We start from the raw sequence: 25,519 nt of genomic DNA on the forward strand, positions 1-25,519 counted from the left end.
TGCGGAGGCCCGGCCTCCTCACCTTCTCCTCTCTCCCGGCGCCTCCCCTCCCGCAGAGCCCTGCTCACCGGTGTCGCCGGCGGCGCGGCGGCCGCCCGTCGGGCGGGCGTCGCGCGCGGCCGTCGCCGACCTGGCGCTCCCCCGCTCGTCGGGCGGACAGGATCGAGGGGGCCGACGGGCCGCTCACGGCTTGCGGCCGACACCTCCGTAGAGCGGGGAGAACGCGGTGGCGCCCGCGCCCTGCGCCTCGGGCCGCCACAGCGGGCAGGAGACGACGCCGGGCTCGACCAGGTCCAGGCCCTCCAGGAACCCGGCCACCTGCTCGGGGCTGCGCGGCCGGTAGGGCACGGCGCCGCTGCGGTTGTAGTCCGTCAGGCCCTTCACGTAGCGGGGGTCGGTGTCGGTGCCGTCGCGGACCGCCAGGTAGCTGCCGGAGGGCAGCGCTTCCACCAGCTGCCGCACGATCGACCTGGCCTCGTCGTAGTCGGCCACGTGCGCCAGGATGCCCATGAGCATCACCGCGACGGGCCGGTCGAAGTCGAGGGTGCGGGCGGCCTCCCGCAGGATCGTTACCGGGTCCTCGACATCGGCCTCGATGTAGTCCGTGGCGCCCTGGGGGCTGCTGGTGAGCAGGGCGTTGGCGTGGGCGAGCACCAGCGGGTCGTTGTCGACGTAGACGATCCGGGACTCCGGGGCGGCCCGCTGTGCGACCTCGTGGGTGTTGTCGACGGTCGGCAGCCCCGTCCCGATGTCGAGGAACTGGCGGATGCCCGCTTCCTCGACCAGGTACCGCACGGTGCGACCGATGAAGTGCCGCCCGACGCGGGCGAGGGTCACGATGTCCGGGAAGACGGCCCGTATGCGTTCGCCCGCCTCGCGGTCGACCTCGTAGCAGTCCTTGCCGCCGGTCCAGTAGTCCCAGATCCGTGCCGAGTGCGGCACGGAGGAGTCGATCCGGTCCGCCCGGTCCGCCTTGCGAGGGGCATCCGCCATGAGTGAACTCCCGTTCGTCTGCGTTGCTGCCCCCAACCTATGCCGTCAACTGCTCGCTGTCGTCCGTCAGCTGCCCGACCGGGACGCCGTCGTCAGCCGCTCGGTCAGGATGTGCTGGAGTTCGCCGGCCGCGCGGGTCGGTGAGACGTCGCCGCGGTGGGCGAGCGAGATGGTGCGGTGGAGCCCGGGGGGCGCGAAGCGGGTGACCCGCAGCCCCGAGCGGGCCGCGACCATACTGGGCACGACCGCCAGTCCGAGACCCGCCCGGACGAAGCCGAGCACGGCGTCCATCTCGCCGCCCTCCACGCCGAAGACCGGCTCGAACCCGGCCTCGCGGCAGGCGGTGACCGTCAGCTCCCGCAGGTCGTAGCCGCGCCGGAACATCGCCAGCGGGCGGCCCCGCAGGTCCTCCACGCGGATGCGGGAGCGGCGCACCGGCGCGGGCTCGTCCGGCGGGGAGACGACGACCAGTTCCTCCCTGAGCAGTTCGAAGGTGCTCAGCACGGGCCCCTGCCCGGCGAGCGGGGTGATGATCAGCGCCAGGTCCAGTTCGCCCTCCGCCAGTACCCGCACCAGGTCCTGGGAGCCGTCCTCGTGGACGACGAGGTCGACGCCCGGGTAGCGGTCGTGGAAGGCGCGCAGCACGTCGGGGACGAGGCTGGTGCACAGGCTGGGCGGGGCCCCGAGACGCACCCGGCCCCGGCGCAGCTGCGCGACCTCCTGCACCTCGCGGCGTGCGGTCTCGGTGTCGGCCAGCACCCGGCGGGCCATCGGCAGCAGGGCGGCCCCCGCGTCGGTGAGGGAGATGTGGCCGCGCGCCCGGTGGAAGAGCTCGGCGCCCAGTTCCCGCTCCAGTGCGCGGATCTGCTGGGAGAGGGAGGGCTGGGCCACGTGCTCGCGCTGGGCCGCGCGCGTGAAGTGGCGGGTGTCGGCGACGGCCACGAAGTAGCGGAGCTGCTGGAGCTGCATGGGGCCAGCATACGGAAACACGATAGCCGCTACCTATGGTGAGCAGCCGTTTCATGTCTTGGACTGATGCCCGGAGCCTTCCCTACTTTCGTGGCCATGGCGACGGCAACGCGCACACCTCCCTCCCCCGGCGGGCAGACCACCCCGCGGACCAGCCCGCGGGCCACCCCGCCCCCGCGGCCGCGGCGGGGCGGCCTCCTGCGGACCCTGTGGGGCTCCACGCTCGGCAAGAAGGCGGTCATGGCGGTCAGCGGACTGGTCATGCTGGCCTATCTGGTCGCGCACATGCTCGGGAACCTGAAGGTGTTCTTCGGCCCCGCGGACATGAACGGCTACGCGCACTGGCTGCGGACCATCGGTGAGCCGGTGCTGCACCACGAGTGGTTCCTGTGGGGGGTGCGGGTGGTGCTGCTCGCGGCCGTCGTCCTGCACGGCGTCTGCGCCTGGCAGCTCAGCCGGCGCGACCTCGCGGCCCGCCCCGTCGCCTACCGGCACCGGCGGCACCGCGCGAGCTACGCGACCCGCACCATGCGCTGGGGCGGGATCATCCTCGCCCTGTTCCTCGTCTGGCACCTGCTGGATCTGACGACGGGCACCGTCAACCCGCGCGGCCAGGCAGAACACCCCTACGAGAACATCGTCACCGGATTCGGCACCTGGTACACGAACGTCATCTACTGCGTCGCCATGCTCGCCGTCGGGCTGCACGTCCAGCACGGCTTCTGGAGCGCGGCGCAGACCCTGGGCGTGACCCGGCCGGGCCTCGCGCGGCTGTGCAAGGGCGGCGCCACGGTGCTCGCCGTGGTGCTCACCGCCGGCTTCCTGTCCGTCCCCCTCGGCGTCATGACCGGATTGGTGGAGTGATGAGCACCCCGTACACCCGCTACGCGACCGGCGCCCCCGTCGCCGACACCAAGGCACCGGACGGGCCGGTCGAACAGCGGTGGACGCGGCGCCGCTTCGAGGCGAAGCTGGTCAACCCGGCCAACCGGCGCAGGCACACCGTCATCGTCGTCGGCACGGGGCTGGCGGGCGGCTCGGCGGGGGCCACGCTGGCCGAGGCCGGCTACCACGTGGTGCAGTTCTGCTACCAGGACTCCCCGCGCCGGGCGCACTCGGTCGCCGCGCAGGGCGGCATCAACGCGGCGAAGAACTACCGCAACGACGGCGACTCCGTGTACCGCCTCTTCTACGACACGGTCAAGGGCGGCGACTTCCGCTCCCGCGAGTCGAACGTGCACCGGCTCGCGGAGATCTCCACCGCGATCATCGACCAGTGCGTCGCCCAGGGGGTGCCGTTCGCCCGCGAGTACGGCGGGCTGCTGGACACCCGCTCCTTCGGCGGCGTGCAGGTCTCCCGCACCTTCTACGCCCGCGGCCAGACCGGACAGCAACTGCTGCTCGGCGCCTACCAGGCGCTCTCCCGGCAGATCGCCGCCGGCACGGTGGAGATGCACCCGCGCACCGAGATGCTGGACCTGCTGGTCGTCGACGGGCGGGCCCGCGGCATCGTCGCCCGCGACCTGCTCACCGGCCGTATCGACACCTACGTCGCGGACGCCGTGGTGCTGGCGACCGGCGGCTACGGCAACGTCTTCCACCTGTCCACCAACGCCAAGAACTCCAACGCGACAGCGATCTGGCGGGCCCACCGCAGGGGCGCCTACTTCGCCAACCCCTGCTTCACCCAGATCCACCCCACCTGCATCCCGCGCTCCGGCGACCACCAGTCGAAGCTGACGCTGATGAGCGAGTCGCTGCGCAACGACGGCCGCATCTGGGTGCCGAAGGTGCCCGGCGACGCGCGTGCCCCGCAGGACATCCCCGAGGACGAGCGGGACTACTACCTGGAACGCCTCTACCCCTCCTTCGGCAACCTGGTGCCCCGCGACATCGCCTCCCGCGCCGCGAAGAACGTCTGCGACGAGGGGCGGGGCGTGGGACCGGGAGGACAGGGGGTCTACCTCGACTTCGCGGACGCCCTCGCCCGGCTGGGCCGGGCGGCCGTCGAGGAGAAGTACGGCAACCTCTTCGAGATGTACGCGCGGATCACCGCGGAGGACCCCTGGTCGCGGCCCATGCGCATCTACCCGGCCATCCACTACACGATGGGCGGGCTGTGGGTGGACTACGACCTGATGACGACGGTCCCCGGGCTGTTCGCCGTCGGGGAGGCCAACTTCTCCGACCACGGCGCCAACCGGCTCGGCGCCTCCGCGCTGATGCAGGGCCTGGCCGACGGCTACTTCGTCCTCCCGGCCACCCTCGGCGACTACCTCGCCCGCCACCCGCACGACGACCGCGAGGACATCGGCGAGCACCACCCGGCCGTCCACGAGGCGACCCGCGCGGTCACCGACCGCCTCGACGCGCTGCTGTCCGCCAACGGCGACCGCACACCCGAATCCTTCCACCGCGAGTTGGGCGCCCTGCTGTGGGACCACTGCGGCATGTCCCGCACCGAGGAAGGGCTGCGCAAGGCGCTGGAGCGCATCCCCGAGCTGCGCGCCGAGTTCTGGCAGCGGGTCAGGGTGCCCGGCTCCGGCCAGGCCCTCAACCAGTCGCTGGAGAAGGCCAACCGGATCGCCGACCACCTGGAGCTGGCCGAACTCATGTGCCTGGACGCGCTGCACCGCACCGAGTCCTGCGGCGGCCACTTCCGCGAGGAGTCCCGCACCCCGGACGGCGAGGCCGCCCGCAAGGACGAGGAGTTCGGTTACGTCGCCGCCTGGGAGTTCACCGGCGCCGGCCGATCCCCCGTACTGCACCCGGAGCCCCTCCACTTCGCCTACGTCCACCCCACCCAGCGGAGCTACACGTGAACCTGACCCTGCGGATCTGGCGGCAGCCCGGCGCCGAGGCGCCCGGCAAGATGGTCACCTACAAGGTGGAGGACATCTCCCCCGACATGTCGTTCCTGGAGATGCTCGACACGCTCAACGAGACCCTGACCGAACGCGGCGAGGAGCCGGTCGCCTTCGACCACGACTGCCGCGAGGGCATCTGCGGCGCCTGCGGCATGGTCATCGACGGCCGCGCCCACGGCCCGGAGCGCACCACCACCTGCCAACTGCACATGCGCCACTTCGCGGACGGCGACACCGTCGACATCGAGCCCTGGCGCGCCGCCGCGTTCCCCGTCGTCAGGGACCTCGTCGTCGACCGCTCCGCCTTCGACCGGGTCGTCGGCGCGGGCGGCTACATCACGGCGCCCACAGGGTCCGCCCCCGAGGCACACGCCACAGCGGTGCCCAAACCCGCCGCCGACGCGGCCTTCGCGCACGCCGAGTGCATCGGCTGCGGCGCGTGCGTGGCCGCCTGCCCCAACGGCTCCGCCATGCTGTTCACCTCCGCCAAGGTGAACCACCTGAACGTGCTGCCGCAGGGCGCGCCGGAGCGGGAGAGCCGGGTACTGGACATGGTCGAGCAGATGGACGTCGAGGGCTTCGGCGGCTGCACTCTGGCCGGCGAGTGCGCCACCGCCTGCCCGAAGGGCATCCCCATGCCGTCGATCGCCGCCATGAACAGGGAGTACCTGCGGGCCGCCGCGAAACGGTGACACCTACACTCGGGGCACGATGAGTGATCCTTCGCGCCCCACCCTTGTCGAACTGGCCCGCCAGGCCCTCTCCTCGGTGCAGCACGGCTACGACCTGCTGGCACCGAAGTTCGACCACACGTCCTACCGCACCCCCGAGGCGGTCTTGGACGCCGCGGCCGAAGCCCTCGCGCCGCAGGGCCCGTTCGGCGACGGTCTCGACCTGTGCTGCGGCACCGGCGCGGGCATCCGGGTGCTGCGCCGGGTGTGCGGCGGGCGCACCGTGGGCGTGGACTTCAGCGCGGGCATGCTCGCCGAGGCCAGGTTCCGGTGGGCGACCGAGCCGGACCCAGGAGCGCACTGGGTGCGCGGCGAGGCCCACGCGCTGCCGTTCCGCCCGGCCACTTTCGACCTGGTCGTCAGCTTCGGCGCCTTCGGGCACTTCCTGCCGGCCGAGCGGCCGCACCTGTTCGGCCAGGTCCGCGAAGTGCTACGGGAGGGCGGCACGTTCGCCTTCCCGCTCGCCGCCCCGCCGCGCCCGGGGACGGCGGCCTACTTCTCGCTGCTCGGCTTCGACGCGGCGATGCGCGTCCGCAACGCCGTGTGGCGGCCGCCCTTCGTCATGTACTACCGCACCTGGCCACTGGCCGCCGTACGCCGTGACCTGGACGAGGCGGGCTTCGACGTCGCGCTGCGGGCGCTGCCCGCGCTGGGCCGGCGCGAGGACGGCTCCCCGCGCTGCCGGCTCCTCCTCGCGACCAAACGGCCTGCCACGGCCGGCCCAGCACCGCAGAAGGGAACCCCGTGACCGAGAAAGAGCCCCGGACGGACGCCCGGACAGAGACGCTGCCCTCCGGACCCGAGCCCGAACCCGGGCCCGAGCCCACCGAGGCCACCCACGGGGTGGAGGACGACACCTGGTGGTCGGGCATGGGGCCGGTCGGCGGCGCCGTCCTGATCGTGCTCGGCTCCGTCGGCGCCCTGTTCCTCTTCCTCGGCCCGTGGCAGCCCGGCGACCACCTGGGGATCGCCTTCGGCTTCGCCAAGGTCGTGGCCGTCGGCCTGATCGTGACGGGCACGACCCTGCTGAGCCGACGACGCGGCACGGGCACCGCAGACGACACGGACACCGCAGACGGCACAGCCGACGCGGGCAACGCGAGCGGTACGGGTGACACGGGGGCGCGGACGCCGCGGTGAGGGCGGCGGCACCCCGGTGACGGGCACGGTGGGCAGGCCGCCCATCCGTGCGGCGGTCGCGCGGGCACGAGACCGAGGCCCGCGGGCCACGAGCTGCTCCAGCAGCGCCATGGTGTCGGCCTCGAAGGCGACGGTACGGGTGGCGCCCGCGGCGGCGAAGGCCGCGTCGGTGTGCCGGCGGATCCCGGAGCCCAACGGCATGTCGACCATGTCCTCCTCGGCGAGCCGGGCAGGCGCCACCCGCCCCGCACCGGCCAGCGGATGCCCGCGCGGGAGGAGCGCGACGAGCGCGTCGCGGGCGGTGCGGTCGGCTCAGCGCTGGCCGGGGCGGTGTACTCGCACACCGGCTGGTCCGGGGTGTGCGCAGGCTCGCCTGAGGAGAACCGCGCGTGCGGACCGTGCCCCGGACTACCCCCGCGACCTGCGCAGCACCTCGCCGCCGAGGCCCAGCAGCAGCCAGAACCCGCCCTTGGGCATCGCCGCGGCACCCACCGCGCCCACGCCCACCAGCGTGGCGCCCGCGGTGCGTTGCGCGGCGGTGTCCCCGTGCTCCTCGGCCGAGCGCAGCAGCCGGCCGCCCATCCACAGTGCGGGTGCCGCGGCCAGGAACCAGAAGGCGGCGGCGCGGTCGCCGCGCTCGGGCACGGAGGCGACCACACCGGCGCGGGCCATGTCCGCGAGCACGTCGCGGTAGAGCACCGCGCCGATCGCCCCGTGCCCGACCGCCGTCGCCTGGACCCACCATCCTGCTGAACGTCGCTTCATGGAGCGATCCTAAAGCCCCCTCAGCGCACCGGGCAGCCCGCCTCGCGCAGGGTCTGCTTGACCTCGCCGACGCGCAGGTCGCCGAAGTGGAAGACGGAGGCGGCCAGTACGGCGTCGGCGCCGGCGCCGACGGCGGGCGGGAAGTGGTCGAGGCGCCCGGCGCCGCCGGAGGCGACGACGGGGATGGTGACGTGCTCGCGGACGGCGGCGATCATCTCGGTGTCGTAGCCGTCCTTGGTGCCGTCGGCGTCCATGGAGTTGAGCAGGATCTCCCCGGCGCCCAGCTCCGCTGCGCGGTGAGCCCACTCGACGGCGTCGACGCCGGTACCGCGCCGCCCGCCGTGGGTGGTGACCTCGAACCCGGTGCCCTCGGCGCGGCGCCGCGCGTCGACGGAGAGCACCAGCACCTGCCGCCCGAACCGTTGCGCGATCTCGCGGATGAGTTCCGGGCGGGCGATGGCCGCGGTGTTGACGCCCACCTTGTCGGCGCCGGCGCGCAGCAGCTTGTCCACGTCCTCGGGGGTGCGGACACCACCGCCGACGGTCAGCGGGATGAAGACCTGCTCGGCGGTGCGCCGTACCACCTCGTAGGTGGTCTCGCGGTCGCCGGAGGAGGCGGTGATGTCGAGGAACGTCAGCTCGTCGGCGCCCTCGGCGTCGTAGACCTTCGCCATCTCCACGGGGTCGCCCGCGTCGCGCAGGTTCTGGAAGTTGACTCCCTTGACGACCCGCCCGGCGTCGACGTCCAGACAGGGGATGACTCGGACGGCGAGGCTCATGCCTGTGGTGCTCCTTCTGCTGCTGGGTCCGGCTGCGCCCGGTACGCCTCCACCTCCACCTCGACCACGAGGTTGGGGTCGAGGAGACCGGAGACGATGACCATCGACGCGGCCGGGCGCACCTCGCCGAACAGGTCCTTGTGGGCGCGGCCGACCTCGTCCACGTCACGTGTGTGGGTGAGGAACATGCGGGTCCGCACCACGTCCTCGGCGCCCAGGCCGAGCCCCTTGAGGGCTTCCAGCGCGACCGAGAACGCGTTGACCGTCTGCTCGTAGGGGCCGCCCTCGGCGATCACCCCGTCCACCACCGAGGTGCAGCCCGCCACCAGGACCATCCCGTTGGGCAGTTCCACGGCGCGGGAGTACCCGAACCGCTCCTCCCAGGGACCGCCGGACGCCACTCGGTGTGTTCCGGTCATCGGGCAACCGCCTCCAACGCCTCTTCCAGGGTGAACGCCTTGGCGTAGAGCGCCTTTCCCACGATGGCTCCCTCGACACCTTCCGGCACCAGAGAGGCGATCGCCCGCAGGTCGTCGAGGCTGGCCACGCCGCCGCTGGCGACGACGGGCCGGTCGGTGCGGGCGCACACGTTCCGCAGCAGCTCCAGGTTGGGGCCCCCCAGGGTGCCGTCCTTGGCGATGTCGGTGACGACGTAGCGGGCGCAGCCCTCGGCGTCCAGGCGGGCCAGCGTCTCGTACAGGTCGCCGCCGTCGCGGGTCCAGCCGCGGCCGCGCAGGGTGGTGCCGCGTACGTCGAGGCCGACGGCGATGGCCTCGCCGTGCTCGGCGATGACCTTGGCGACCCACTCGGGGGACTCCAGCGCGGCGGTGCCCAGGTTGACGCGGCGGCAGCCGGTGGCCAGCGCCGCTTCGAGGGAGGCGTCGTCGCGGATGCCGCCGGACAGCTCGACCTTCACGTCCATCGCGCGGGCGACCTCGGCGATCTGCGCGCGGTTGTCGCCGGTACCGAAAGCGGCGTCCAGGTCGACCAGGTGCAGCCACTCGGCTCCGGCCCGCTGCCAGGCCAGGGCCGCCTCCAGCGGGTCACCGTAGGAGGTCTCGGAACCGGACTCGCCGTGGACGAGACGGACGGCCTGACCGTCCCGGACGTCGACGGCGGGCAGAAGCTCAAGCCGGTTGCTCACGGCGCTCTCGCTCTCGGGGCTCTCGGGGCTGACGGGCGTCGGCGTCAGCCAGGTCACAGTGTTTCGATCCAGTTGCGCAGCAACTGGGCTCCGGCGTCGCCGGACTTCTCGGGGTGGAACTGGGTGGCCCACAGCGGCCCGTTCTCCACGGCGGAGACGAACCGGCTGCCGTGCGTCGTCCAGCTGACGGCCGGGGGCCTGAGGGCCGGGTTGGCCGTCTCCAGCTCCCAGTCGTGCACCGCGTAGGAGTGCACGAAGTAGTAGCGCTCGTCGGCCGGCAGCCCCGCGAAGAGGCGCGAGTCGGCCGGCGCTTCCACCGTGTTCCAGCCCATGTGCGGCACGGGGTGCTCGGCGTCGGTGGCCAGCGGTCCCACGGTGCCGGGCCACTCGTCCATGCCGTCGGCCTCGTCGCCGTGCTCGATGCCGCGCGAGAAGAGGATCTGCATGCCGACGCAGATCCCCATGACGGGACGGGCGCCGGCCAGCCGCCGCCCGATGACCCAGTGGCCGCGCGCCTCGGTCAGCCCCCGCATGCAGGCGGCGAACGCGCCGACGCCGGGCACGAGGAGGCCGTCGGCGTTCATGGCCTTGTCGTAGTCGCGGGTGATCTCCACGCGGGCGCCGGCCCGCTCCACCGCCCGCTCGGCGGAGCGCACATTGCCGAAGCCGTAGTCGAAGACCACGACGCTCTTCGCCGCACCCATCACGACCACCAGTCCAGTCGCAGGATCCCGGCGAGCAGCGCGAGGGCGGACGCCGCACCGAGCAGCACGACGACCCCCTTGGGCAGCTGCTGCTTCCAGAACGAGATCGCCCCGCCCGCCAGGAAGAGCCCGACGAAGATCAGGAGCGCCGCCAGCCCTGTCACAGCACTGCCCCGTTCGCTTCTCCGCCCGCACGGCATCCCGCGGGCCTCGTACCCATCTGCCACCCGGCAGCCGCGCGCGCGGCGCTCACAGAGCGCCCTTGGTGGAGGGGATCCCCGTCTGCCGCGGGTCGATCTCGCAGGCGTGGCGCAGGGCGCGGGCCAGCGCCTTGAACTGGCACTCGACGATGTGGTGCGCGTTGCGCCCGTACGGGACGTGGACGTGCAGCGCGACCTGTGCCTGGGCGACGAAGGACTCCAGGATGTGCCGGGTCATCGTCGTGTCGTAGGAGCCGATCATCGGGGCCATGTTCTCGGGCTCGGTGTGCACGAGGTAAGGGCGGCCCGACAGGTCGACGGTCACCTGGGCGAGCGACTCGTCCAGCGGCACCGAGGCGTTCGCGAACCGCACGATGCCGCGCTTGTCGCCGAGCGCCTGGCGGAACGCGGCGCCCAGCGCCAGCGAGGTGTCCTCGATGGTGTGGTGGCTGTCGATGTGCAGGTCGCCGTCGGTCTTGACCGTCAGGTCGAACAGACCGTGGCGGCCGAGCTGGTCGAGCATGTGGTCGTAGAAGCCGACACCGGTCGAGACGTCGACCTCGCCGGTACCGTCGAGGTCGATCTCGACGGTGACGGACGTCTCCTTGGTGGTGCGCTCCACCCGGCCCTTGCGCGTCATGCTTCGCTCTTCTCCTTCAGCTCCTTCGTCACGGCTCGCACCGCGTCGAGGAAGGCGTCGTTCTCCTCCGGCGTCCCCACCGAGACCCGCAGCCGGCCGGGCACACCGTTGTCCCTGACCAGCACCCCGTGCACCAGCAGCGCCTCCCACACCGCGTGGGATCCGGCCGCGCCGTCGAAGTGGCCGAACTGCACGAAGTTGGCGTCCGACTCGGTGACCTCGAGGCCCATGGCCCGCAGTTCGCGCACCAGCCGGTCGCGTTCGGTCTTCAGCTGCTCGACGTAGCCGAGCAGGGTGTCGGTGTACTCCAGCGCCGCCAGCGCCGTGGCCTGCGTGACGGCCGAGAGGTGGTACGGCAGCCGCACCAGCTGCACCGCGTCGACCACGGCCGGGTCGGCGGCCAGGTAGCCGAGGCGCAGCCCTGCGGCGCCGAACGCCTTGGACATGGTGCGCGAGAGCGCCAGCGTGGGGCGGCCCTCGATCAGCGGCAGCAGCGAGGGGCGGTGCGAGAACTCGCCGTACGCCTCGTCCACCACCACCAGCGCGCCGCGTTCGGGGCGCGCCGCCTGCGCCGCCTCGTACAGCGCGAGGACCGTCTCCTCGCCGACGGCGGTGCCGGTCGGGTTGTTGGGCGAGCAGATGAAGACCACGTCGGGCCGGTGCTGCGCGATGGCGGCGACGGCGGCCTCGGTGTCGATCGTGAAGTCGTCGTTGCGCGGCCCGGAGAGCCATCCTGTGCCGGTGCCGCGCGAGATCAGCGCGTGCATCGAGTACGACGGCTCGAAGCCCAGCGCGACCCTGCCGGGGCCGCCGAAGGCCTGGAGGAGCTGCTGGAGCACCTCGTTGGAGCCGTTGGCCGCCCACACCTGCTCGCGGGTGACGGGGTGCCCCGCGGTGCGCGACAGGTAGTCCGCGAGGCGGGTCCGCAGCTCGGCCGCGTCCCGGTCCGGGTAGCGGTTGAGGCCGCGGGCCGCCTCGGTGACGCGTGCGGCGATGCGGGCCACCAGCTCCTCGGGGAGCGGGTAGGGGTTCTCGTTCGTGTTCAGCCGCACGGGGACGTCCAGCTGCGGGGCGCCGTACGGCGACTTGCCGCGCAGCTCGTCGCGGATGGGGAGCCCGTCCAGTGCGGACACGGGGTTGTTGCCGGTCACGAGCCGTTCTCCGGAACCTTCCAGTCACTGTGCTTGCCACGTTCGTCTCCGACGCCGTGCTTGCCACGTTCGTCTCCGACGCCGTGCTTGCCACGTTCGTCTCCGACGCCGTGCTTGCCACGTTCGTCTCCGACAAAACGGGCTTTGAGTGCCGCGCCGTGCGCGGGCAGATCCTCCGCCTCGGCCAGGGCGACGACGTGCGGGGTGATCTCGGCCAGCGCGTCACGGGAGTAGTCGACGACGTGGATGCCGCGCAGGAAGGACTGGACCGACAGGCCCGAGGAGTGGCAGGCGCAGCCGCCGGTGGGCAGCACGTGGTTGGAGCCCGCGGCGTAGTCGCCGAGCGAGACGGGCGCGTACGGTCCGACGAAGACCGCACCCGCGTTGACGACCCGGGCCGCCCACCCGGCGGCGTCCTCGGTCTGGATCTCCAGGTGCTCGGCGGCGTACGCGTTGACGACGGCCAGACCGCGGGCCAGGGAGTCGACGAGCACGATGCCCGACTGCCGGCCCGCCAGCGCCTCGGCGATGCGCTCGCTGTGCTTGGTGGCGGGCACCTGCGCCGCCAGCTCCGCCTCGACGGCCTCGGCCAGCGCCTCGGAGGGGGTGACGAGGACGGCGGCGGCCACCACGTCGTGCTCGGCCTGGCTGATCAGGTCGGCGGCCAGGTGGGCCGGTTCCGCCGTGTCGTCGGCGAGGATCGCGATCTCGGTGGGTCCCGCCTCGGAGTCGATGCCGATGACGCCCTTGAGCAGCCGCTTGGCGGCCGCCACGTAGATGTTGCCAGGGCCCGTGACCAGCTGCACCGGGGCGCACTCGTCGGTGCCGTACGCGAACATCGCCACGGCCTGGGCGCCGCCGGCCGCGTACACCTCGTCCACGCCCAGCAGCGCGCAGGCGGCCAGGATCGTGGGGTGCGGCAGGCCGCCGAACTCCTTCTGGGCGGGCGAGGCGACGGCCAGCGAACCGACGCCGGCCTCCTGCGCGGGCACCACGTTCATCACGACCGACGACGGGTAGACGGCGCGCCCGCCCGGTACGTACAGACCGACGCGCTCGACGGGAACCCACCGCTCGGTGACGGTTCCGCCCGGCACGACCCGCACCGTGGAGTCGGTGCGCCGCTGGTCGTGGTGGACGATCCGGGCCCGCCTGATCGACTCCTCCAGCGCGGCCCGCACGGCCGGATCCAGCTCTCCAAGCGCCTTCGCCAGCGCCTCGGCGGGCACCCGCAGCCGCTCCAGCCTGACGCCGTCGAACTTCTCCGTGTACTCGATCACCGCCGCCGCGCCACGATGCCGCACGTCGTCGCAGATGGGCCGCACCTTGTGCAGGGCGGCCTCCACGTCGAGCTCGGCACGGGGCAGCAGGTCGCGGTCGAGGGTTCCGCTCGCCGCGCCCGCGGCGGGCGAGGAACCACGCAGATCGATTCGGGAGATCACACCCCCAAGTCTCTCAGACCCGCGGCACCTGTCCGCCGCCCGTATCAGAGGCTGATACGGGCCGGCAGGCGTTCCACACGACCACGCGGGAGGTTTGTCGCCTCGTGCGTTCATCCCGTCACAGAGCGGGAAGAGGAGCGGTACGACCACCACGTTCGCACCCGCTGCCACGACCTGGCCGCCGGGGCCGCAGAACGTGACCGCGAGACAGCGACGAGGGGGAGACGTGAGCGAGCCACCGGACTCCGGCGAGCCGCCGCCGGAGCTGCGGTTGACGACCGCCGAGTGGGGGCTGTGGCAGGCCTTCCGCAACGGCACCGAGCACGACCTGCGCTGCGGTGAGCCGGAACTGGACGACCCGAACGGCGACCACCCCTGGGGCCCCGAGCGCACCGTGCGGGCCCGGGTGATCGCACTGCTGCTGCTGCACGGTCCTCCGCCGCTGCTGGGCCGGGTCTCCTCGCTCCACCTGACCGGCGCGGTGGTCACCGGCTGCCTCGACCTGGCGGGCGGCTCCGTCGAGCCGTACTTCGAGCTGCGGTCCTGCCGCTTCGAGGACGAGGTGCGGATGCCCGAGGCCCGGGTGAGCACCGTGCGCTTCGTCGACTGCTACCTGCCCCGCTTCGACGCGGCCCGGCTGACCACCGAAGGTGACCTGCACCTGCCCAGGTGCAGCATCCCGGAGGGCATCAAGCTGACGGACGCCACCATCGGCACAGACCTGCTGCTGAACGAGGCCACCGTCGGCAGCGGACGGCGCACCCGTGCCATCGCCGCGGACGGCGTCAACGTCTCGCAGGAGCTCCAGGCCAGCCTGCTGGTCACCGACGGGCAGGTCAGTCTGCGCGGCGCCGCGGTCGGCAGCTCCCTGCACATGTTCGGCTCCGTACTGCGCAACCCGCGCGGGCGGGTGGCCCTGTTCGCGCCGCAGATGACGGTCGACCAGGTGGCCAGCTTCGCCGACGCGGGCCGCGGCAACGCCCCGCAGCTCTACGGCGCCACCCCGCCGGCCGGCACCCGCTACGACTTCTCCACCCGGGGCGGCACCAGGTGGAGGACCAAACACTTCGAGTGCACCGGCGGCATGGTGCTCGACGACGGGCGGTTCGGCTCCTCACTGGTGATCGAGAACGCCCGGCTGGAGATGCAGCGGGACCAGGAGCTGTCGCTGCGGCGCATCACCACGCCGGAGCTGACCTTCACCCCGCAGCTGCCCGAACGCGGCCTGGTCGTGCTGTCGGGGGCGAGCGTGGAGAAGCTGATGGACCGCGCCTCCAGCTGGCCGCAGGACCACCGGCTGTGGATGGCGGGCTTCACCTACTCGCACGCCATCCCCAAGGAAGGCCACTTCAACGTCCGCGAGCGGCTCCAGTGGATCAACGCGGCCACCGCCGAGTACGCGCCCGAGCCGTACGAACAGCTCGCGGCGATGTACCGCAACGGCGGCGAGGACACCAACGCGCGGATCGTGCTGCTGGCCAAACAGCGCCGCCGCCGGGAGACGCTGCCGCTGCCGGGCAAGGTGTGGGGCGTCCTACAGGACTGGACGGTGGCCTACGGCTACCGCCCGGCCCAGGCCGCGCTGTGGATGGCCGTCCTGTGGCTGACCGGGGCACTGCTGTTCGAGGCACACCGGCCGCCCGCGCTCAAGGACGGCGAGGCACCGCACTGGAACGCCACCCTGTACGCGCTGGACCTGCTGCTGCCCGTCATCTCCTTCGGCCAGGACACGGCCTGGGACCCGGCGGGCGGCTACCAGTGGATCGCCGCCGTGATGGTCCTCGCGGGCTGGGTACTGGCCACGACGGTCGCCGCGGGCGCCACCCCGCTGCTGCGCCGGCAGTAGCCGCCCCGCGGCGGGGGCCTGCGGCGGCCGCAGGCCCCGCGACGCCGGCGGCGGGGAGGACTCGCGGCGGCCGGGTGGCGGGGGCCTCTCGGCGGCGGTGGCGGGGCCGCAGAGGGGCTGCGGTGGGGCCGCGCGGGGCCGCACCGCGCACCAAGGCCCCCTTCGGACGCCGGAGGCTTTAGGCTTACCCGTTGTGACAACCGCGCTTCCGCTCTTCCCCCTCAACTCGGTGCTGTTCCCGGGCCTGGTGCTGCCGCTGAACATCTTCGAGCCGCGGTACCGCGCGCTGATGCGTGACCTGCTCGCGCTCCCCGAGGACGCGCCACGCCGCTTCGGCGTCGTCGCCATCCGGGACGGCCGCGAGGTCGCACCGACGGCCACCGGCATGCCCGACTCGGCGCCAGCGCAAGGCACCGACCCGACCGCGGGCTTCGGCCCGGAACCGATCAAGTCGTTCTACACCGTCGGCTGCGTCGCCGACGCCTCGACCATCCGCGAACGCGCCTCGGGCCTCGCCGGCCCGGACGAGGGGGGCGAGGACGACCAGGACGAGCAGACGGCGACCGACGCCGATCCGCGGGCGAGCAGCACCGGATACGAGGTACTGGCCACCGGCACCACCCGCTTCCGGCTGCTGTCGGTGGACGCCTCGGGGCCCTACCTGACCGGCGAGATCGAGGAGTTGCCCGAAGAAGAGGGCGACGAGGCCGGCGCACTGGCCTCCGGTGTACTGCGCGCCTTCCGCGGCTACCAGAAGCGGCTGGCCAGCGCCCGCGAGAGGACCCTGGCCGCCGGAGCGGAACAGGACCTGCCGGACGACCCGTCGGTCGTCTCCTACCTGGTCGCCGCCGCCACCGTGCTGGACACGCCCGCCAAGCAGCGGCTGCTCCAGGCGCCCGACACGGCGACCCGGCTCGCCGACGAGCTGAAGCTGCTGCGCAGGGAGACGGCCGTCATCGGCAAGCTGCCCTCGCTGCCTGCGGCCGACCTGACCAGGAACCCGACGAGCCAGAACTGACGACCGCCGGGGAGCGGCACACGTGGCGAAGAAGAACAGGCGGCAGGGGTCGGCGACCCCGGCGATCGTGGCCGCCACCGAGGCGGGGATCCCCTTCGAGACCCACGCCTACGAACACGACGCTGCGGCCGCCTCCTTCGGTGAGGAAGCCGCCGAGGCCCTCGGAGTGCCGGCCGAGCGGGTCTTCAAGACGCTGGTGGCCGAGGTCGACGGCGCCCTGACGGTGGCCGTCGTCCCGGTGTCGGCCTCGCTCGACCTCAAGGCGCTGGCGTCCGCCCGCGGCGGCAAGCGGGCCGTCATGGCCGACCCGGCCGCCGCCGAGCGCACCACCGGATACGTACGCGGCGGCATCTCCCCGCTGGGCCAGCGCAAGCCGCTGCCCACCGTTTTGGACACCTCCGCCGGGGAACACCCCACCATCTGCGTCTCGGCGGGCCGCCGCGGCCTGGAGATCGAACTCGCACCGGGAGACCTGGCAGCGCTGACCGGGGCCGTCCTGGCTCCGGTGGCCCGCGCCTGAGCCGCACCGCGGAGCCGCTTCCCGCGCCCGAGGCGCACCCGCCCGCGGGCGGGGCTCAGCGCTCCCAGCCCTCGGGAGCCCCGGCCACCGCCTCGGGCGCCTCGCGGGGCCCGAACAGCGCGGTGGTCACCAGGTGCACGAGGGTCGCCGCGACCGGCCACGCCAACAGCATCCCGTAGGCGTGCAGTTCCAGCGGGGCCTCGAAGGTGGCACCCTTGCCCGCGGCGCGCGCCGCGGCGGGCAGATCGGTCTCCGGGCCGAACCACACACCGACCCGCCACGCCAGCACGGAGCCCAGCAGCCCGCCGAGCGCCAGACCGACCACCAGGCCGACGCCCCCGCGCCTGCGCACCGCGAAGAGAACCAGGCCACAGACCGCCCCGAAGGCCAGACCGAGCAGCGCGAAGACGCCCTCGGCGCCGATGGCCTCCTCGCCCTCCGGGTCCTTGAACAGGACGACCTGGCCGTTGTTGTAGAGCGGCACCCGGGGAGCCAGCCACAGCCACAGCAGGCCCATCAGGACCCCGACGACGGCGACGGCCACGGCGCACACGGCGGCCTCGCGCAGCTCGCGCCGGACAAGAGGCCCGCCCTCACCGCCGTAGCCGGCCTCCACGCCGTGCTGAGGCACCGGCTGCGGCGCCGCGGAACCGGTGCCGGGCTGCTCGCCCGGCGCCGGCCGGGGCGATCCGGCGTGCGGGTGGTCGGGGTCGTGCGGAGAGGGCGTCGGTACGGTCACGGAGCCATCGTGCCAGGCCCGCGCGGTGCAGGCGGCCCCGGCCCTCACGGCCGCGCGCCGGGAGGGCGTCAGCGGGTGGCCGCCCACCGGTAGGCGCGGGTGGCGACGGCGAGTGACAGTACGCCCACGGCGGCGCACACCCCGAGGTCGGCCAGGACGCTCCCCCAGTCGGGGTGCGCCTCGAAGGTGCGCGCGAAGGCCTCCACGCCGTACGTCGACGGCAGCAGGTCCCGCGCCCACCCCACGACCGTCGGCAGCCCGCCGGCCGGCAGCACGCCCAGCAGCAGCGCCGCCGACATCCCCAGCTGGCCCCCCAGCGTCGCCAGCTCGGGGCGCGGCGCCAGCAGCCCCAACGCGGCACCGAGACCCGCCAGCGCCGCCCCGGCCAGCGGTACGACAGCGACGAGCACCCACAGTCCGCCCAGCGGCAGTTGGAAGAGGAGGCTGCCCACCACCGCGGTGACCGCCACACCCGGCACCGTGAACGACGCGTACGCGGCCGCGGCGCCCAGCACCACGGAGGCGGCGGGCACCGGCAGCGTGGCGTAGTGGTCGAGGCCGCCCCCGGCGCGCAACTGGCCGAAGTACTGCGCCAGCAGATTGAGCGCCACGAACGCGACGACCAGCACGCTCGACCCGGCCACGACGGCGCGCGCCTCCGCACCGCCGTCCACCACGCCGCGCAGCAGGACCATGATGCCCAGCGACTGGAACGTCGCCACGAACAGCAGCGGAATCCGCGCCACCCGCGCCCGCGAGAGCTGCGCCCGGTAGACCGCACCCAACGCGGGCCACCACCGCGCCCGCGGCGCCAGGGCCACGCCGCCGGCGTCGTGCCGCCCCCCGAACCCGTCCTCCACCCCGTCTCCAACCTCCGCCCCCGAGGCCACGCCCACCCCTGCCGGGAGGGGCGCCTCCCCCAGACCGGACGCCTCGACGGCGACGGGCGCCTCGGCCGGGGCGGGCGCCTCGGCCGGGGCGGGCGCCTCGGCGGAAACGGGCGTCTCCGCCAGGGCGGGAGCGTCCAGCGGGGTGGGCGCCTCCGGTGTGGTGTTCGGCGGGGGCGCGGGGGGCCGCGCCGGGCTCGTGGGGTGGGCCGCCGCATCCGCGGGCGGCGGTGCCGCTTCGCCGGGCCCTGGCGGCGTTCGCGCCGGTGCCGGCGCGGTCTCGTCCGTGTGTCGGCTGTCCGTCGTGGCCGCCGTCGTCCTCATCCGAGCTCGCTCCTGACATCCCGCTCGTCGGGCCGCTTCGTCCCGTGCCGCGTCGTTGTGCCGTCTTCCGCCCGCGCGCCTGACCACCGGCTCCGGGCCACGTGGCCCGGAGCCGGCGCGCGTCCGTGACCGTCGCGGGCGGTGGGGGCCCGCGTCACGCCTTCACCAGGCCCTCGGCGCCGCTCTGGCCCGCCGAGCGGCCGCCGAGGGCCACGTAGACGTCCTCCAGGCTCGGGGTGGCGAGCCGGAAATCGTCCAGGGCGGGGAAGGCGGGACCGCCGGTGACCAGCGTCACGGCCTCGCGGGCGCGCCCGGGCGGCAGCCGGAGCGTCCAGCGGCGGCCGGAGACGGCCGCCTCCGCGGCGAGCGCGGCGATGCCGGGAAGCTCCACGGGCGCCCGCTCACGCCACACCAGTTCCAGCCGCACCTCGTCACCGACCGCGGCCTTGAGCCCGCCCGGCGTGTCGCAGGCGATGACCCGGCCCCTGTCCAGCACGGCGACACGGTCGAGCACCGTCTCGGCCTCGATCACGTTGTGGGTCACCAGCAGCACCGTGGCGCCGCGCTCGGCGCGGCGGCGGTCCACGGCGGCCCACACCGCGCGCCGGGCGTGCGGGTCCATGCCGGTGGTCGGCTCGTCCAGCACCAGCAGGGGCCGCTCCCCCACCAGCGCGGCCGCCACACACGCGAGCCGCCGCTGGCCGCCCGACAGTTTCTTCAGCGCCCGGCCCGCCAGCTCCTCAAGGCCCAGCTCCGCGAGGATCTCGTCGCGTGCTGCACGCGCCGCGGCCAGCGGCATCCCGCGCAGCCTGGCGGTGGTCTCGGCGGCGAGGGAGACGGTCAGCTCGTCCAGCGCGGTGGACTCCTGGCCCAGGTACGCCAGCAGCCGCGCGGCTCGCTCGGGGTGGCGGACCAGGTCGTGGCCGAGCACCTCGACGGCGCCCGCGTCGGGCCGCAGCAGGCCGGTCAGCTGCCGCACGAGGGTCGACTTGCCGGCGCCGTTGGGCCCGAGCAGCCCGAAGATCTCGCCGCGGCGCACGTCGAGGCACACCTCGTCGGTGGCGCGTACGGCGGGCACCGCGGGCGTCCCGCGCCGGGCCCGAACCGCCGGGTACGTCTTGACCAGGCCCTCGACTCGCACGGCGGGCACGGGCTCACCCATGCGCGTCCTCGCGCCTGTCACCGAGCTGTCCTCCGCCCGTCGTGTGCCCGTATCCACGACCTATGAGGGTACGCGTCCCGGTTCCGCCGCCGGGTCCCGGGCCCGCCCGTCACCGGCGGCGGGTCCGGGACCCGCCGGTCGACGTGCTCAGTCGGCGGCCGGAGCGGACTGCGGGGCCTCGGCCGAGGCCCCGGTGCGGCCGTCGACCTCGCGCCAGAAACCCGCACGGATCGCGTAGCGGTCGTGTTCGTCGATCTGGTCGTCCTTGTGTGCCAGCAGCCCGAACCGTGCGGCGTAGCGCAGCAGTTCACCGTCGATGCGGTGCGGGATGCGCGGGTACTCCTCCGAGAGTCGGCCCAGCGGAGCGTCGCTGGTCAGCCGCTCGATCCAGCGGCGCGCGAACACCTGCCCGACCTCGTAGGGGTCCCCGCTGACCGCCGTGATGTCCTCCTCACGGTCCGCCCAGCGCTGCTCGGCTGAGGTGAGCTGGGCCAGCATGGGCAGCGCCGCCGTCTCCGGCGACTCGGCCGGCGCCGCACGCTCGACCCACCCCCGGTCCGAGGACCAGCGCAGCGTCGCCGCCGGCGGCGGTCCCTGCACGGGCCCCGCGTGGTGCCCGTGGCGGCCGAGATCCGCGAGATCCTTGGGCGTGGGCACCCCTTCGGCACGGTGCGGAGCGCCGCCGGGCCCCGGATCCTCCTGGGCCGCCTCCGTCTTGGGCTGCGGCTCCGGGCCGGCCGGCGCCGCGCGCTCCTGCGGCTCGACGGGCTTCGGCGCCCCGGCGGGCGGCGCGGGGGCTCGGCGCTCTCCCGCACCGTCCCCGTTCTTGGTCTCCGGCAGGGGCGCGGCCAGGATGGCGGCGATCTCCGGGCGCGGCGCGGGCTGCGGCGCGCAGGCGCCGCTCAGGTCCTTGGCGCGTACGACGGGTGTGATCCAGCTGCGGTCCAGTACCCGCCGCTCGTCCGCCTCCGCGACCAGGTCCTCGGACTGGTTGTAGTCGCCGTCCGCCGCCTGTACCGCCCACAGGTGGACGGCCACCCCGTGTTCCTTGGCGGACATCAGCCCGGGCAGCAGGTCGCCGTCGCCGGTCACGAGCACGATGTCGGAGCAGGCCCGGTTGCGGGCGAGTTCCGTCAGTTCGGCGTGCATGGCCGCGTCCACGCCCTTCTGCGCCCACCGTCCGTCACTGCGGGTCAGCGCGCCCAGCCGCACCGTGACCCGTGGCATCACGCGGAGCCTGCGGTGTTCGGGCTGCGGCACGCGATCGGGTGCGCCGTCGAACCAGTAGATACGCAGCAGAGCGCACTGCGTGTCGGCCTCCGCCTGCCGGCGTAGGGCCTGGATCAGCCCCGAGTGATCGACACTGATCCGGGAGCGGGTCGGCTCCCCCGCCAGCAGGCTGGCGGCGGCGCCCAGCAGGTAACCGGCGTCCACCAGGACGACGCAGCGGTCCACAACGTTCCACCCACTCTCGGTCATGACCTACAGCCGAGGCCCTGCCTTCGCGTGCTGGCCGTTCCCCGTGTCCTTCGGGTCTGCTCCGAGTCTGCCCGACGGCACCGGCGTTATCAGCCCGACCTCGTTCATCGGCGTGGCGCCGTCACCGACAACGCACCGCCGGTAATTGTCCGAAATGCAGAGCTATTACCGATATGCAAGGCTGAATTGACAGACTGGGCACCGGGCGGAGACCAGCCCCAGGAGGCACTCATGGCCAAGAACGCCAAGACCACAGATCGCCAACAGGCCCGGCGACAGGGGCGCACGGCGGAGCAGCGGCAGCAGGAACAGGAGAGGGCTCGCGCCGACGACGAGAGGGCGACCACCGGCGACGTGTCCCGCAAGGGCAAGCAGCGCCGCTTCGGCCATAACTGAGCCACCGCCCCCGCACGTTGTTCGCCGCCCGGAGGGCTCGGCCCTCCGGGCGGCGAGTGGCTAGCCGGCCAGGCAGGAGGGGCCCAGAAGTTCCTTGAGGTCACCGAAGAGGGCCGGGTCAGGGGTCACCCGGTGGCGGTCGAGGCGGAGCACCGTGGTCTTGCGAGCGCCTTGCAGGCGCACCCGGACCTCGCTGCCGCCCCGGTGCTGCGTGAGCACGTACCCCAGCTTCTCCACCAGCGGCGGCGTCACCTTCACCGTCGGGATGGTGATGGTGATCGGCGCGGAGGCGGACGCCTCGCTGAGGTCGGGCACCATCAGCTCCATGGCCACGAGCCGGGGCACGTCCTCCCGCTTGTCCAGGCGGCCCTTGACGAACACGACGACGTCCTCCACGAGCTGCGTGGAGACCAGCTGGTAGGTGGCGGGGAAGAACATGCAGTCGATAGAGCCGGCCAAGTCCTCGACCGTCGCGATGGCCCAGGCGTTGCCCTGCTTGGTCATCTTCCGCTGGAGCCCGGAGATGATGCCGCCGATGGTGACGATGGAGCCGTCCGAGTAGTCGCCGCCGGTCAGCTGGGCGATGGCCGCGTCCGCCTTGTCGTTGAGCACGTGTTCGAGGCCGAACAGCGGGTGGTCGGAGACGTACAGGCCGAGCATCTCGCGCTCCTGCGCGAGCAGATAGGTCTTGTCCCACTCCTCCTCGGTGAACTGCACGTCGAGGCCGAAGCCGGGCCCTGAGTCCTCGGTGTCGCCGCCGAGGTCGCCGAAGAGGTCGAACTGCCCCTCGGCCTCCTTGCGCTTGACCTGCACCACGTTATCGATCATCGGCTCGAACTGCGCGGTCAGGCCCTTGCGGGTGTGGCCCATCTCGTCGAAGGCGCCGGCCTTGATCAGGGATTCGACGGTGCGCTTGTTGCAGACGACGGCCTCGACCTTGTCCAGGAAGTCGGGGAAGGAGGTGTATTTGCCCTTGGCCTTGCGGCACTTGACGATCGAGTCGACCACGTTCTGGCCCACGTTGCGCACGGCGGTGAGCCCGAAGACGATCGTGGAGTCGTCCTGCGAGGTGAAGTTGGCCTCCGACTCGTTCACGTTCGGCGGCAGCACCTTGATGCCCATCTTGCGGCACTCGTTGAGGTAGACCGCCGACTTGTCCTTGTCGTCGCGCACCGAGGTGAGCAGCGCCGACATGTACTCCGCCGGGTAGTTGGCCTTCAGGTAGGCCGTCCAGTAGGTGACCAGGCCGTAGGCGGAGGAGTGCGCCTTGTTGAAGGCGTAGCCGGCGAAGGGCACCAGCACGTCCCAGACGGCCTGGATGGCGCCGTCGGAGTAGCCGTTGTCCCGCATGCCCTTCTGGAAGTTCACGAACTCCTTGTCGAGAACCTCCTTCTTCTTCTTGCCCATCGCACGGCGGAGCAGGTCGGCCTGGCCCAGCGAGTAGCCGGCGAGCACCTGGGCGGCCTTTTGCACCTGCTCCTGGTAGACGATGAGGCCGTGGGTGATGTCGAGGACCTCCTTGAGGGGTTCCTCGAGCTCCGGGTGGATCGGGGTGACCTCCTGCTGGCCGTTCTTGCGCAGGGCGTAGTTGATGTGGCTGTTCATGCCCATCGGGCCCGGGCGGTAGAGCGCGGAGACGGCGGAGATGTCCTCGAAGTGGTCGGGCTTCATCATGCGCAGCAGGGAGCGCATCGGGCCGCCGTCGAACTGGAAGACGCCCAGGGTGTCGCCGCGGCACAGCAGCTCGAAGGTCTTCGGGTCGTCCAGCGGCAGGTCGAGGAGCTTGAGGTCGACGTCCTTGTTCTTGCGGATCATCTTGACCGCGTCGTCCATGATGGTGAGGTTGCGCAGCCCCAGGAAGTCCATCTTCAGCAGGCCCAGCGACTCGCAGCTGGGGTAGTCCCACTGGGTGACGACCGTGCCGTCGTTCTTCGGGGAGAAGATCGGCGCGTGGTCGATGACCGGCTCGCTGGACATGATCACGCCCGCCGCGTGCATGCCCATCTGGCGGACCAGGCCCTCGATGCCCATGGCCGAGTCGATGACCTTCTTGACGTCCGGCTCGTTCTCGTACATCCCCCGCACCTCGCCCGCCTCGCTGTAGCGGGGGTGGTTGGGGTCGGTGATGCCGGACAGCGGGATGCCCTTGCCGAGAACGTCGGCCGGCATGGCCTTGGTGATGCGGTCGCCCATCGCGTACGGGTAGCCCAGCACGCGGGAGGCGTCCTTGATGGCGGCTTTCGCCTTGATGGTGCCGTAGGTACCGATCATGGCGACCTTGTCTGCGCCGTACTTCTCCGTCACGTACCGGATGACGTCGCCGCGCCTGCGCTCGTCGAAGTCGATGTCGACGTCGGGCATGGTGATGCGCTCGGGGTTGAGGAACCGCTCGAAGATCAGCCCGTGGGTGACCGGGTCGAGGTCGGTGATGCCCATGGCGTAGGAGACGATCGAGCCCGCCGCCGAGCCGCGCCCCGGGCCGACCGCGATGCCGTTGTCCTTGGCCCAGTTGATGAAGTCGGCGACCACGAGGAAGTACCCCGGGAAGCCCATGTCGATGATGACCTTCATCTCGTAGTCCGCCAGCTCCTGGCGGTCGTGGGGGACGCCGTCGGGGTAGCGGCGGGCCATGCCGCGCCGCACCTCCTCCTTGAACCAGGAGATCTCGTCGTACCCCTCGGGCACGTCGAACTTCGGCATCAGGTTCTTCGGCTCGAACATGCCCTCGGTCTCGATGCGCTCGGCGACCAGGAGCTGGGTGTTGCGGCAGCCGGACTGCCAGGCGTCCGAGGAGTCGATGCCGTACATCTCCTCGGCGGACTTGAGGTAGTAGCCCGCGCCGTCGAAGCTGAAGCGGTCGGGATCGGAGAGGTTGCTGCCCGTCTGGATACACAGCAGCGTGTCGTGCGCCGCCGACTCGCGCTCGTAGGTGTAGTGCGAGTCGTTGGTGACGATGAAGGGCGCGTCGATCTTCCGCGCGATGCGTTCCAGGCCGTCCCTGGCCCGCTTGTCGATCTCGATGTTGTGATCCATCAGCTCGACGAAGAAGTTCTCTTTGCCGAAGATGTCCTGATACTCCCCGGCGGCCTTGAGGGCCTCGTCCTCCATGCCGAGCCGGATCTTGGTGCTCACCTCTCCCGAGGGGCAGCCGGTGGTCGCCAGCAGCCCGTCGGCGTACTCGGCCAGCAGCTCGCGGTCCATGCGGGGCTTGCGGAAGAAGCCCTCCAGGCTGGCGCGGGACTGGGCGCGGAAGAGGTTGTGCAGCCCGGTGGCGTTGCGCGCCCACATCGTCATGTGCGTGTAGGCGCCGTTGCCCGAGACGTCGTCCCGCTTCTGGTGGGGGGTGCCCCACTTGACCGGGCGGGTGTTCCTGCGGTGGTCGGGGGCCAGGTACGCCTCGATGCCGATGATCGGCGTCACCCCGGCGTCCTTCGCGGAGTGGAAGAAGTCGTAGGCCCCGTGCAGGTTGCCGTGGTCGGTCATCGCGATGTGCGACATGCCCATCTCGTTGCACGCGGCGAACATGTCCTTGAGCCGGGCGGCGCCGTCCAGGAGCGAATACTGCGTGTGCACGTGCAGATGCGTGAAGGGCTGCTCACTCACGGCGAAGGCCACCTCCGGGC

General features: G+C 72.6%; 25 protein-coding genes and 1 pseudogene. 9 read left to right on the forward strand and 17 right to left on the reverse strand.

Annotated features, from left to right (window positions below; translation table 11 throughout):
* Window positions 1–183: 183 nt before the first annotated feature.
* Window positions 184–993 carry an SAM-dependent methyltransferase gene (locus DQ392_RS20740; RefSeq protein ID WP_114017143.1) on the reverse strand — a complete coding sequence of 270 codons (810 nt, stop codon included), beginning with the start codon at window positions 991–993 and terminating at the stop codon, window positions 184–186.
* A 66-nt stretch (window positions 994–1,059) separates the two neighbouring features.
* Window positions 1,060–1,962, reverse strand: a complete 903-nt coding sequence (locus DQ392_RS20745) for a LysR family transcriptional regulator (protein WP_114017144.1) — start codon at window positions 1,960–1,962, stop codon at window positions 1,060–1,062.
* A 96-nt stretch (window positions 1,963–2,058) separates the two neighbouring features.
* Between DQ392_RS20745 and DQ392_RS20750 the strand changes: the two genes are divergently transcribed.
* Genes DQ392_RS20750 through DQ392_RS34520 form a run of 5 tightly spaced genes read left to right on the forward strand, consistent with a single transcriptional unit; the run spans window position 2,059 to window position 6,700 of the window.
* Window positions 2,059–2,826, forward strand: coding sequence for a succinate dehydrogenase cytochrome b subunit (locus tag DQ392_RS20750; RefSeq protein ID WP_114017145.1), 768 nt, complete (start codon window positions 2,059–2,061; stop codon window positions 2,824–2,826).
* Window positions 2,826–4,784, forward strand: coding sequence for a fumarate reductase/succinate dehydrogenase flavoprotein subunit (locus DQ392_RS20755; protein WP_114017146.1), 1,959 nt, complete (start codon window positions 2,826–2,828; stop codon window positions 4,782–4,784). Before DQ392_RS20750 ends, DQ392_RS20755 begins: the two co-directional genes overlap by 1 nt.
* Window positions 4,781–5,521 carry a succinate dehydrogenase/fumarate reductase iron-sulfur subunit gene (locus DQ392_RS20760; RefSeq protein ID WP_114017147.1) on the forward strand — a complete coding sequence of 247 codons (741 nt, stop codon included), beginning with the start codon at window positions 4,781–4,783 and terminating at the stop codon, window positions 5,519–5,521. The genes DQ392_RS20755 and DQ392_RS20760 overlap by 4 nt, the downstream gene beginning before the upstream one ends.
* Window positions 5,522–5,540: 19 nt before the next feature.
* Window positions 5,541–6,308 carry a class I SAM-dependent methyltransferase gene (locus DQ392_RS20765; RefSeq protein ID WP_114017148.1) on the forward strand — a complete coding sequence of 256 codons (768 nt, stop codon included), beginning with the start codon at window positions 5,541–5,543 and terminating at the stop codon, window positions 6,306–6,308.
* Window positions 6,305–6,700 (forward strand): hypothetical protein, encoded by a 396-nt coding sequence (locus tag DQ392_RS34520; RefSeq protein WP_181856502.1) that lies wholly within the window; start codon window positions 6,305–6,307, stop codon window positions 6,698–6,700. Before DQ392_RS20765 ends, DQ392_RS34520 begins: the two co-directional genes overlap by 4 nt.
* A gap of 90 nt (window positions 6,701–6,790) precedes the next feature.
* Here the strand turns inward: DQ392_RS34520 and DQ392_RS36240 are convergent.
* From DQ392_RS36240 to hisD, 10 genes and pseudogenes are all read right to left on the reverse strand, one after another.
* Window positions 6,791–6,988, reverse strand: a pseudogene (locus DQ392_RS36240) (LysR substrate-binding domain-containing protein); the annotation flags it as partial.
* Between the two features lie 120 nt (window positions 6,989–7,108).
* Window positions 7,109–7,465, reverse strand: coding sequence for a DUF6463 family protein (locus DQ392_RS20780; protein WP_114017149.1), 357 nt, complete (start codon window positions 7,463–7,465; stop codon window positions 7,109–7,111).
* Window positions 7,466–7,485: 20 nt separating this feature from the next.
* On the reverse strand, window positions 7,486–8,244 hold the full coding sequence (gene hisF / locus DQ392_RS20785) for an imidazole glycerol phosphate synthase subunit HisF (protein WP_114017150.1): 759 nt from the start codon (window positions 8,242–8,244) through the stop codon (window positions 7,486–7,488).
* Complete coding sequence (locus tag DQ392_RS20790) at window positions 8,241–8,663, reverse strand: RidA family protein (RefSeq protein WP_114017151.1); 423 nt, start codon at window positions 8,661–8,663, stop codon at window positions 8,241–8,243. The genes hisF and DQ392_RS20790 overlap by 4 nt, the downstream gene beginning before the upstream one ends.
* A complete protein-coding gene (gene priA, locus DQ392_RS20795) occupies window positions 8,660–9,436 on the reverse strand; it encodes a bifunctional 1-(5-phosphoribosyl)-5-((5-phosphoribosylamino)methylideneamino)imidazole-4-carboxamide isomerase/phosphoribosylanthranilate isomerase PriA (protein WP_245981743.1) in 777 nt (258 codons plus the stop codon). Before priA ends, DQ392_RS20790 begins: the two co-directional genes overlap by 4 nt.
* A 5-nt stretch (window positions 9,437–9,441) precedes the next feature.
* Window positions 9,442–10,092, reverse strand: a complete 651-nt coding sequence (hisH, locus tag DQ392_RS20800; protein WP_114017152.1) for an imidazole glycerol phosphate synthase subunit HisH — start codon at window positions 10,090–10,092, stop codon at window positions 9,442–9,444.
* Window positions 10,092–10,256, reverse strand: coding sequence for a hypothetical protein (locus DQ392_RS34525; protein ID WP_181856503.1), 165 nt, complete (start codon window positions 10,254–10,256; stop codon window positions 10,092–10,094). Before DQ392_RS34525 ends, hisH begins: the two co-directional genes overlap by 1 nt.
* An 85-nt stretch (window positions 10,257–10,341) precedes the next feature.
* Window positions 10,342–10,932 (reverse strand): imidazoleglycerol-phosphate dehydratase HisB, encoded by a 591-nt coding sequence (gene hisB, locus DQ392_RS20805; protein ID WP_114017153.1) that lies wholly within the window; start codon window positions 10,930–10,932, stop codon window positions 10,342–10,344.
* On the reverse strand, window positions 10,929–12,083 hold the full coding sequence (locus DQ392_RS20810) for a histidinol-phosphate transaminase (protein ID WP_245981712.1): 1,155 nt from the start codon (window positions 12,081–12,083) through the stop codon (window positions 10,929–10,931). The genes hisB and DQ392_RS20810 overlap by 4 nt, the downstream gene beginning before the upstream one ends.
* Window positions 12,080–13,525 carry a histidinol dehydrogenase gene (gene hisD / locus DQ392_RS20815; RefSeq protein WP_245981713.1) on the reverse strand — a complete coding sequence of 482 codons (1,446 nt, stop codon included), beginning with the start codon at window positions 13,523–13,525 and terminating at the stop codon, window positions 12,080–12,082. Before hisD ends, DQ392_RS20810 begins: the two co-directional genes overlap by 4 nt.
* A gap of 226 nt (window positions 13,526–13,751) precedes the next feature.
* Between hisD and DQ392_RS20820 the strand changes: the two genes are divergently transcribed.
* From DQ392_RS20820 to ybaK, 3 genes are all read left to right on the forward strand, one after another.
* Window positions 13,752–15,371 carry an oxidoreductase gene (locus tag DQ392_RS20820; protein ID WP_114017154.1) on the forward strand — a complete coding sequence of 540 codons (1,620 nt, stop codon included), beginning with the start codon at window positions 13,752–13,754 and terminating at the stop codon, window positions 15,369–15,371.
* A gap of 193 nt (window positions 15,372–15,564) precedes the next feature.
* Window positions 15,565–16,389: an LON peptidase substrate-binding domain-containing protein gene (locus DQ392_RS20825; protein WP_114017155.1), complete on the forward strand. Its 825-nt coding sequence runs from the start codon at window positions 15,565–15,567 to the stop codon at window positions 16,387–16,389.
* Window positions 16,390–16,411: 22 nt separating this feature from the next.
* Entirely contained in the window at window positions 16,412–16,909 is a 498-nt protein-coding gene (ybaK, locus tag DQ392_RS20830; protein ID WP_114017156.1) for a Cys-tRNA(Pro) deacylase, read from the forward strand.
* Between the two features lie 55 nt (window positions 16,910–16,964).
* Here the strand turns inward: ybaK and DQ392_RS20835 are convergent, their stop codons facing one another.
* The 4 genes from DQ392_RS20835 to DQ392_RS20850 form a co-directional block, all read right to left on the reverse strand.
* Complete coding sequence (locus DQ392_RS20835; protein ID WP_114017324.1) at window positions 16,965–17,648, reverse strand: hypothetical protein; 684 nt, start codon at window positions 17,646–17,648, stop codon at window positions 16,965–16,967.
* Between the two features lie 68 nt (window positions 17,649–17,716).
* Window positions 17,717–18,508: an ABC transporter permease gene (locus DQ392_RS20840; RefSeq protein ID WP_181856523.1), complete on the reverse strand. Its 792-nt coding sequence runs from the start codon at window positions 18,506–18,508 to the stop codon at window positions 17,717–17,719.
* 505 nt (window positions 18,509–19,013) lie between these two features.
* Entirely contained in the window at window positions 19,014–20,021 is a 1,008-nt protein-coding gene (locus tag DQ392_RS20845) for an ABC transporter ATP-binding protein (RefSeq protein WP_114017157.1), read from the reverse strand.
* A gap of 147 nt (window positions 20,022–20,168) precedes the next feature.
* Complete coding sequence (locus DQ392_RS20850; protein ID WP_114017158.1) at window positions 20,169–21,500, reverse strand: NYN domain-containing protein; 1,332 nt, start codon at window positions 21,498–21,500, stop codon at window positions 20,169–20,171.
* 231 nt (window positions 21,501–21,731) lie between these two features.
* Between DQ392_RS20850 and DQ392_RS34530 the strand changes: the two genes are divergently transcribed.
* On the forward strand, window positions 21,732–21,896 hold the full coding sequence (locus tag DQ392_RS34530) for a hypothetical protein (protein WP_181856504.1): 165 nt from the start codon (window positions 21,732–21,734) through the stop codon (window positions 21,894–21,896).
* A 60-nt stretch (window positions 21,897–21,956) separates the two neighbouring features.
* On the opposite strand, the gene dnaE is transcribed toward DQ392_RS34530, so the two are convergent.
* Window positions 21,957–25,499 carry a DNA polymerase III subunit alpha gene (dnaE, locus tag DQ392_RS20855; protein WP_114017326.1) on the reverse strand — a complete coding sequence of 1,181 codons (3,543 nt, stop codon included), beginning with the start codon at window positions 25,497–25,499 and terminating at the stop codon, window positions 21,957–21,959.
* Window positions 25,500–25,519 lie beyond the last annotated feature (20 nt).

Source organism: Streptomyces reniochalinae (assembly GCF_003323735.1).
In the GTDB taxonomy this organism is placed as follows: domain Bacteria; phylum Actinomycetota; class Actinomycetes; order Streptomycetales; family Streptomycetaceae; genus Streptomyces; species Streptomyces reniochalinae.